This is a genomic window from Methanothrix sp. (genome assembly GCF_030055635.1).
Taxonomy (GTDB): Archaea; Halobacteriota; Methanosarcinia; order Methanotrichales; family Methanotrichaceae; genus Methanothrix_B.
The window spans coordinates 1-8187 of record NZ_JASFYM010000025.1; the positions used below are offsets into that span (position 1 = coordinate 1).

Genomic DNA, 8187 nt, shown 5'->3' on the forward strand with positions numbered 1-8187 from the left:
ACTCCTGAACCCATCCCGAACTCAGAAGATAAGCCCGCCCACGTCCTGCACTGTACTGAGGTGCGCGAGCCCTCGGGAAATGCAGGTCGCTGCCAACTCTCACTAAAATACTTTGTACTAAAATACTTTGGTTTTGAGTCGTTTTACTGTCTGTCCTGTTCTTTTCTTTCCTGTTCTTATTAGGAATGAATGCATCTGGACAGACCGTGCTGATCTGTGCGAAAGGGTGACCCTTTGCATTTACACTCGAACTCGCCCTCTGGAGATCCTCTAGCCTATCCCCTCTTTCATGAAGACCTTCTTCGCCTCCTCGAGTATCTGGCATCCTGTGTCGAACGCCAGGTCCCTGTTGGGGGAGTTGAAGTAAAGGCGCAGCCTGTTGCCGTCCTTACTGCTATCCACAAGAAGGACCTTGATCTCCATCTCCTTCAGAACATGTGGCTGGCTCTTCGCGATCTCCAGGATTATAGATTTTGCTCTGTCTATCTTTGATGCGTCCTGTATCAGGAAATCGACCGTCCATACCGATACCGGATCCCGCATGGACCAGTTCACTATGACCTCTGTGGATATCACGCTGTTCGGAACCACAATCCTCCTCTTATCCCAGGTGCATATGACCGTGTGCCTCAGCGTGATATCCTCCACATACCCGTAGTCGTTGCGGAAGGTGACATAGTCGCCGACGCGTATCGGCTGGAAGACCGCTATGAACAGCCCTGATATGAGGTTTGAAAGAGCATCCTTCGCTGCGAAGCCTATCGCCAGGCCTGCCAGGCCGGCGCCGGCGAGCAGCGCGACAGCTATCCTGTACAGCTGTGGGATCTGGAGTATGACAAGAGCGATGCCGGCAAGGTAGATCGCCGCGACCACGATCCTTCTTATTATGATGTGAAATGTCCTGGTCCGCTCCTCCTCGACATGCTCTGCTCTGAGTATGTTGTTCTTGAGCATCCTGTCAGCAAAGCTCAAAAAGTACCTCTGCAGCATTCGATCCGCGATCTTCGCGGCGATCTCCGTCCCGATGAGGATTACAATTATTATAACAAGGTTTGCTATGAGCGCTATGGGATCTATCCTGCTCAGGGCGCTGTAGAGTATCGTGAGGGAGCTGTTGCTGCTCTGTGCCGTTATTGTCTCTATGGTTTCATTGACGACAGCAGCGGGGTAAACTGTGACGTTCTCGAGCGTGTAGCTGACCATCGCTTCCAGGTGCGAGAAGCATGAGATAAAAGTTATGCCATGGTGGAACCATGTGATAGAGTATTAAGAGTTCATAGGCAGTAAAGGTAATTAACCCGAATGGAGAGCAGGATCTCGAATCTTAAAAATCGAAAGGGATCTTGCCATCTCTGGAGGGAGGGTGTCTGACATCGCTAACAGTCTACGACGGTGGCCATGGCATTGGTGGGAACAAGATATACCTTGAGGAGGATGGTTCCGGCGTCTTCCTGGACTTCGGAAAGAACTTCAGCAAATACAGCGCATTTTACGAGGAGTTTCTCAGGAGCAGGGACGCTCGCGGCATTCACGATCTGATATACCTCAATCTCCTGCCCAGGCTGAACATATACCGCGAGGATCTCCTGCCTGCTGATGTGAATATACACACATATCCATCTCTGGGTGTGGCTGCGGTTCTTGTAACCCATGCACACTTCGACCACTGCGGGAACATCGGCATGCTCAGATCTGATATCCCCATGGTGGCATCTCCGGAGAGCCTGGTCATGATGAAGGGCATGCAGGACACGGGTCATCAGTCTCTCGAAATGGAGATGGTCTATGTATCACCGCGCGGGATGAGCGATGATCATGGATTGTGTCTTGGATCCCAGCGGAATGCATGCTACCGGGGCAGAGATATATGCTGCGCCGGAGAACTCTCCGATGAGCTCATCTCATACCTCTCCAGAAGACCCGGGCAGGAGTCTGCGAGAGCTAAAAGGCTGGAGCCAGGAAGGTGTCAGTCCGTTGATGAGGCGGAACTCCCCTTCGATGTGTCCGCGCATCCAGTCGATCATTCGGTGCCGGGTGCGACAGCCTACATACTGAGAGGCGATACCACTGTAGCATACACGGGCGATTTCCGTCTGCACGGCCGGAATAGAGAGATGACCCTTGAGTTCGTCAGAGCCGCCAGGGATGCATCTGTGCTGATAACCGAGGGCACGCGGATCCGTGAGAATGGTGGAGAGGGTGTTGTGACTGAGCAGACGGTGGCCGAGGCCTGCCTGGATGCTGTTGAGCGCTCTTCAGGCCTGGTGATCGCCGACTTCTCCCCGCGGAACTTCGAGAGGCTCGAATCCTTCCAGGAGATTGCCAGAAAGACGGGCCGCGAGCTTGTGGTCACGGCCAAGGATGCCTACCTCATGCACGCCCTCCAATCCATCGGCAGTTTCTCGATGGACAGCTCGCTGCGGATCTACAAAGAGATCTCCAGCGCCAGAGGTAAGTGGAGGGAGGAGGTCGTCGATAAGAACTACTCCAGCAGGTATGTGGATCATCTGAGCATCAGGGAGAACCCTGAGGCCTACATCCTCTGCTTCTCCTTCCTGGATATGAAGAACCTGCTGGACATAAAGCCGGATGGTGGGACGTACATCTACTCTGCGTGCGAGGCGTTCAACGAGGAGATGGAGATAGACTTCCATCGCCTCTGGCGGTGGCTCCAGCATTTCAGCATGATCTCTGTGGGGTTCGGGATCGATGGAGACGGCACGCTTCACTTCGACGGGCGATATCATGCCTCAGGCCACGCATCAGGAGATGAGATAAGAAGGATTGTTGAGACCGTTGATCCGGAGCACATAGTGCCGGTGCATACGCAGCACCTGGAATGGTTTGAGAAGAACTTCGATAATGTGGTATCTCTGGAGGAGGGAAGGCCGTACGAGTTTTAGCTCTTAAGGCGTGAGCAGGGAGCGAGAGTCAACTACTTCGGTCTGAAGACCGATGTAGTTGACCTTGCTGCCGGTGAAATCCTATCCACAACTGTTCAGTTACAGGAACACGACCATTTAGAGTCACTTGGTCTTGCGGTTCGCATCAGAATCGATGCGGAAGGTTCTCCGCCCTGCGTAACACCCTAAACCACCACAAGCCTATTATCCGGTGAGGATTCCTGCTCTTAGTATGGATGTTCAGCGTTTTATTGACAACGCGATAGATGAGATCCGGCGTGAGGTAAAGGGCAAGGCGATAATAGCCCTCTCCGGCGGCGTCGACAGCTCTGTCTGCGCTGTTCTTGCGCACAGGGCTCTCGGGGATGATCTGGTACCGGTCTACGTCGACAGCGGTCTCATGAGGCGCTTCGAGTCTGAGCGGATCGTGGAGCTCTTCAGCCATCTCGGGTTGATTAAAGTGGATGCATCCGAGAGGTTCCTGAATGCGCTGAAGGGAGTGACGGATCCGGAGCAGAAGAGGAAGATCATAGGCGAGACGTTCATCAGGGTTTTCGAGGAAGTAGCAGCAGATGTCGGCGCGGAGTATCTGATCCAGGGCACTATCTACCCTGACAGGATCGAGTCTGAAGGCGGAATAAAGTCTCACCACAACGTTGGCGGGCTGCCGCTGCACATCGAGTTCAAGGGGATAATCGAGCCCATGAGGGACCTCTACAAGGACGAGGTCAGGGAGGTCGCAAGGGCGCTTGGTCTGCCGATGGAGATAAGCGAGAGGATGCCGTATCCTGGGCCCGGTCTCGCGGTCAGAATCGTTGGCGAGATAACAAAGGAGAAGCTGGAGGTCGTGCGAACCGCAAACGCGATAGTCGAGGAGGAGATCTCCGCATTCAAACCGTGGCAGGCGTTCGCAGCCGTGATCGGAAAGGCCACAGGCGTCAAGGGAGATAACAGGGTCTACGGGTGGGTCGTCGCGGTGAGGGCAGTGACCTCCAGGGATGCGATGACCGCTGACGTGCTGGAGCTTCCGTGGGATGCACTGAGGCGAATATCCTCAAGGATCACAGGCGAGATAGCCGGCGTCTCCAGGGTTGTCTACGACATCACCCCTAAACCGCCAGGAACGATAGAGTTCGAGTGATCCCGCTGAGCTTACAGAAAACACAGTGCCCAGCCCACGACGCTGAGCAACAGCCGCTAGGCTGTAAAGAGACGGAGCGCGTCTCTCAGTGCTACGAGACGTACTCCAGGAGCACGATCTTCTGCTGATCGAGATCCTCTCTAGATACATGAAGAAGCTTCTCAGGCCCGAGGACCTTCCGCCCTCTCGCCGCCTTTATGAACTTGTCCACAGGGTCGAGATCGAACGCCAGCGCCGGCGTCCTGTAGTGCATCGGGATCACGAGCTTCGGCTTTAGTTTGTCCATGACAGCCAGGGCACCCCTGGCATCTATCGTGAATGTCCCACCGACAGGAACGAGAAGGACATCCACATCGCCTATCATCCTCGCCTCATTATCGTCGAGCACATGCCCCAGGTCGCCCAGGTGGCAGAGCCTGATATCGTCCATGGTGAAGCAGAAGACCGTGTTCGTGCCCCGCAACTTACCCCCTGCATCATCGTGGTATGTCGCAACGCCCTTTACATCTATGCCAGCCGCTTTATAAATTCCAGGATGCTTTATGACGATCGGCGATCCCAGCACCGCCTCCACGTTGTTGTGATCGAAGTGGTCATGGCTCACGAGAACGATATCCGCTCTGATCGGCGGGAGCGTGTAGCCGACGCTGTCATCCGGAGGATCGGTCACGACGGTCCTTCCAATGGAATCGGTTATCTGAAAGCACGAGTGCCCGAACCACTTTATATCCATGCTCCATCACCATACCCTGCAACTTTTTCCGCACATATTGAGGTGCGGTATCTAAACCTGCCATATCAACGGTTACACAATATAAAAAGAAATGTTTTGCAATCTGCAGTGGCTCACATGCCGGTTGCGGCTGCAAGCGCCATGCTGCTCTCCCGCGAGCTGTTGCCCTCAACGAGCACGACGCTGCTGCTGTTGGTCCAGAGGTACAGGAACCTTATCGATATTCCCCGGAGATCCCTGACCATGTCCCTTATCTCGAGGGCATCATGGCCGTTTATAGTGGCATTCGCAAACCTGTCGATCCCCTCAAGGGGCGGGTACTTGAACTCCTCTCTGCTCTTGTAATTCTCGTAGGCTGCCATCGCATATCCATCGTTCTCCAGGGAGAGTATTGTGATCTTGGCATCATAGTCAACACCCATCTCGCCCCAGATGTATTTCCCGATGGATACATCCTTCACACCGCCGATCTCTCTCGCGCCGTAGAAGTCATTTATCTCCTCGGATATGTTCACTCCTGTGGTGTTCGCATCGATCACGCCCAGCAGCTTGAATCCCGCAGGGAGATTCTCGGTGGGCACACTCACAGCATGCGCCAGCCCAAGTGCGATCAGCAGAATTGAGATGATCGTTACAGATCTGGGTATCATGGTATAGCCAGGGGGTTATCGAGAGATAAAGGTTGCTATCTGCTCAAGGCAGAGGAGATCTGCTGGAACCCCTGCAAGATGCCTGATCTGTAACTGCATCACCGTCATCCAGACCCTGGTAGTGCAGCCGTACCGTTGAAACCCGCAGCGTTCAATAGATGGTTGCGGTACATTGGCTGCAGCGTATCGGTTCCTGCAGTCAGCACATTCGAGACCATGCGGAGAGTCCAGCGCAACTGCACACTACATGCTGCATTTTCGTGCCCGCAAGAGTGCAGAAAATATATATTTGAATTTCGCCGATATAAAAACGGAAAAGAATCTGATAGATACCATATAAAAGAAGGATGTTTCGGACGATGAAAGATTGTGTGGTACCTGATACAAGCGTCGTTATCGACGGCAGGATCTCGGCCAGGGTCAAGTCCGGCGCGCTCGCCGGCCGGAGAATCGTTATACCGGAGGCGGTTGTCGCTGAGCTCGAGGCTCAGGCGAACCACGGGCGCGAGATCGGGATAAAGGGGCTCGAGGAGCTTAGGCGCCTCTCGGAGCTCGCAAAGGCAGGTAAGATAGAGCTTGAGTACGTGGGTGTGAGGCCTGATCTGGATCAGATCAAGCTCGCCGGCGGCGGCGAGATCGATGCCATGATCAGGGATGTCGCCCTGGAGCTGGGAGCATCGTTTCTGACAAGCGATACGGTTCAGTACAAGGTAGCTCAGGCCATGGGACTGGATGTGGAGTACATAAGACCGGAGAGGGATGAGATAAAGAAGCTCAGCATAGAGAAGTTCTTCACAGAGGATACGCTTTCCGTTCACCTCAAAGAGGACGCGATCCCGATGGCCAAGCGCGGAGGGGTGGGCGCGTTCAAGCTTGTGAAGCTCGACGACAAGCCCCTCAGGGAGAAGGACCTGCGCGAGATGGCCAGGGAGATCATAGAGCGCGCAAAGCTCGATCCTGAGGGGTACATAGAGATCGAGAAGAACGGGGCCACTGTTGTGCAGCTCGGACCCATGCGCATCGCAATAACCAGGCCGCCGTTCTCTGATGGTCTCGAGATAACAGCGGTCAGACCTGTCGCAAAGGTCGATCTGGACTCCTACAAGCACGCTGACGAGCTCAAGGCGAGGCTGAGCGAGGGGCAGAGGGGCATTCTCATCGCAGGCCCTCCCGGCTCAGGCAAGTCGACGCTTGCAGCGGGCATAGCCGAGTACCTGCTGAAGTGCAACTACGTCGTCAAGACAATGGAGTCGCCCAGGGACCTCCAGGTGCCTCCTGAGGTGACGCAGTACGGCCCGCTCGAGGGATCGATGGAGGCATCGTCTGAGATACTGCTCCTCGTCAGGCCTGATTACACGATCTACGACGAGGTCAGGAAGACCCAGGACTTCGTGGTCTTCGCTGACATGCGGCTCGCCGGAGTGGGAATGATCGGGGTGGTGCATGCCAACAAGCCGATAGATGCGCTCCAGAGGCTTCTCGGCAGGGTTGAGCTGGGCATGATCCCCCAGGTCGTCGATACTGTGGTCTTCATAGAGCGCGGCGAGGTCACCAAGCTTCTCGATGTGGAGTTTGTCGTCAAGGTGCCGACCGGAATGGTCGAGGCGGATCTCGCCAGGCCTGTTGTGGTCGTGAGGGACTTCGAGACTGGGGCGGTGGAGTACGAGATGTACAGCTACGGCGACCAGATCGTTGTCATGCCGGTGACTAAGCCCGGAAAGAAGCCGGTATGGCGTCTTGCATCCAAGGAGATCGAGAAGGAGCTCGCCCATCACGTCAGGGGCCCTTTTGAGGTCGAGATGATCTCCGACAGCAGCATGGTCGTGACAGTTCCTGAGTCCCAGATCCCGAGGGTCATCGGAAAGGCCGGGCGGAACATAGAGCAGATAGAGCGCGCGCTCGGGATGCACATAGACATACGCGGACGCAGGGAGGAGCCGGACGTGATAACTCCCAGGGTTGAGGAGAGCGACAGGCATCTCATACTCTGGGTGGGAGCCGGCGCTGGGGCGAGCGCGGAGGTCTTCGTCGGGAGCGAGCCGGTGTTCACAGCGACGATCGGCAGGCGTGGCGACATAAGAATCGCAAAGTCCTCGGAGATAGCACGACTGATGCTGAACAGGCTCAGGAGAGGGGAGCGGGTCGAGGTCAGGCTGGTTGAGGGGTAGCCTGGGGACCGATGAGCGCGTGGGTGTACAGGCTGTTCTTCAGGCTCCTGAACAGCTTTTTCGTTCTTCCGGCATTCAGGATCGGCCTGGGGCGCATTGTCTCAAATCCGGTGACAGGCAGGGTCATGGTGCTCGTACTGAAGGGCAGGAAGACCGGAAGAACGCGTTACACGCCTGTGGGTTACGCCATCGTGAACGGGAGAATATACTGCTACCGTGGCGAGAGATCGCAGGGCACCTGGTACCTCAACCTTCTCGCAGAGCCTCATATCGAGGTCATGCTTCCCGATAGACGGATCAGAGGGCGCGCGGAGGAGGTCGTCGATGACGATGAGAAGTTCACAGCGCTGCGAGAGATACTGAAGAACGGCGGGCTGAGCGGATTCGTCTACGGGTTCAACCCCTGGAGGGTCGAGGAGGATTTGCTCAGGGAGAGGCTGAGGGGTGTGAGGGTCATTCGCATAAATCCCACATTCCGCATTAACGCTCCAGTCCGTAGTATTTTTCGCATTCTGGTCCGAACAGTTTGATGATCTTTATGGTATTCTCGTTGAGGTTAGCGATTTTCTGGTGTTTCTCGCCGCAGAGCCAT

General features: G+C 55.3%; 7 protein-coding genes and 1 rRNA gene. 5 read left to right on the forward strand and 3 right to left on the reverse strand.

Annotated features, from left to right (window positions below; all coding sequences use genetic code 11):
* Positions 1–98: ribosomal RNA gene (gene rrf, locus QFX31_RS08505) — 5S ribosomal RNA — on the forward strand; the annotation flags it as partial.
* 172 nt (positions 99–270) lie between these two features.
* Here rrf and QFX31_RS08510 read toward each other — a convergent pair.
* Positions 271–1203, reverse strand: a complete 933-nt coding sequence (locus tag QFX31_RS08510; RefSeq protein WP_348531677.1) for a mechanosensitive ion channel domain-containing protein — start codon at positions 1201–1203, stop codon at positions 271–273.
* Between the two features lie 140 nt (positions 1204–1343).
* On the opposite strand from QFX31_RS08510, the gene QFX31_RS08515 reads away from it, so the two are divergent.
* Complete coding sequence (locus tag QFX31_RS08515; RefSeq protein ID WP_348531678.1) at positions 1344–2903, forward strand: MBL fold metallo-hydrolase; 1560 nt, start codon at positions 1344–1346, stop codon at positions 2901–2903.
* A gap of 232 nt (positions 2904–3135) precedes the next feature.
* The gene (gene guaA, locus QFX31_RS08520; RefSeq protein WP_348531679.1) at positions 3136–4044 is read left to right on the forward strand and encodes a glutamine-hydrolyzing GMP synthase; all 909 of its coding nucleotides are present in this window, start codon (positions 3136–3138) and stop codon (positions 4042–4044) included.
* 91 nt (positions 4045–4135) lie between these two features.
* Here guaA and QFX31_RS08525 read toward each other — a convergent pair whose 3' ends face one another.
* Both QFX31_RS08525 and QFX31_RS08530 read right to left on the reverse strand, forming a co-directional pair.
* Complete coding sequence (locus QFX31_RS08525; RefSeq protein WP_348531680.1) at positions 4136–4777, reverse strand: MBL fold metallo-hydrolase; 642 nt, start codon at positions 4775–4777, stop codon at positions 4136–4138.
* A 113-nt stretch (positions 4778–4890) separates the two neighbouring features.
* The gene (locus QFX31_RS08530; RefSeq protein ID WP_348531681.1) at positions 4891–5427 is read right to left on the reverse strand and encodes a hypothetical protein; all 537 of its coding nucleotides are present in this window, start codon (positions 5425–5427) and stop codon (positions 4891–4893) included.
* Positions 5428–5786: 359 nt separating this feature from the next.
* Between QFX31_RS08530 and QFX31_RS08535 the strand changes: the two genes are divergently transcribed.
* Both QFX31_RS08535 and QFX31_RS08540 read left to right on the forward strand, forming a co-directional pair.
* Positions 5787–7595, forward strand: a complete 1809-nt coding sequence (locus QFX31_RS08535; protein WP_348531682.1) for a PINc/VapC family ATPase — start codon at positions 5787–5789, stop codon at positions 7593–7595.
* An 11-nt stretch (positions 7596–7606) separates the two neighbouring features.
* Positions 7607–8125 (forward strand): nitroreductase/quinone reductase family protein, encoded by a 519-nt coding sequence (locus tag QFX31_RS08540; RefSeq protein ID WP_348531683.1) that lies wholly within the window; start codon positions 7607–7609, stop codon positions 8123–8125.
* The last annotated feature ends 62 nt before the right edge of the window (positions 8126–8187 follow it).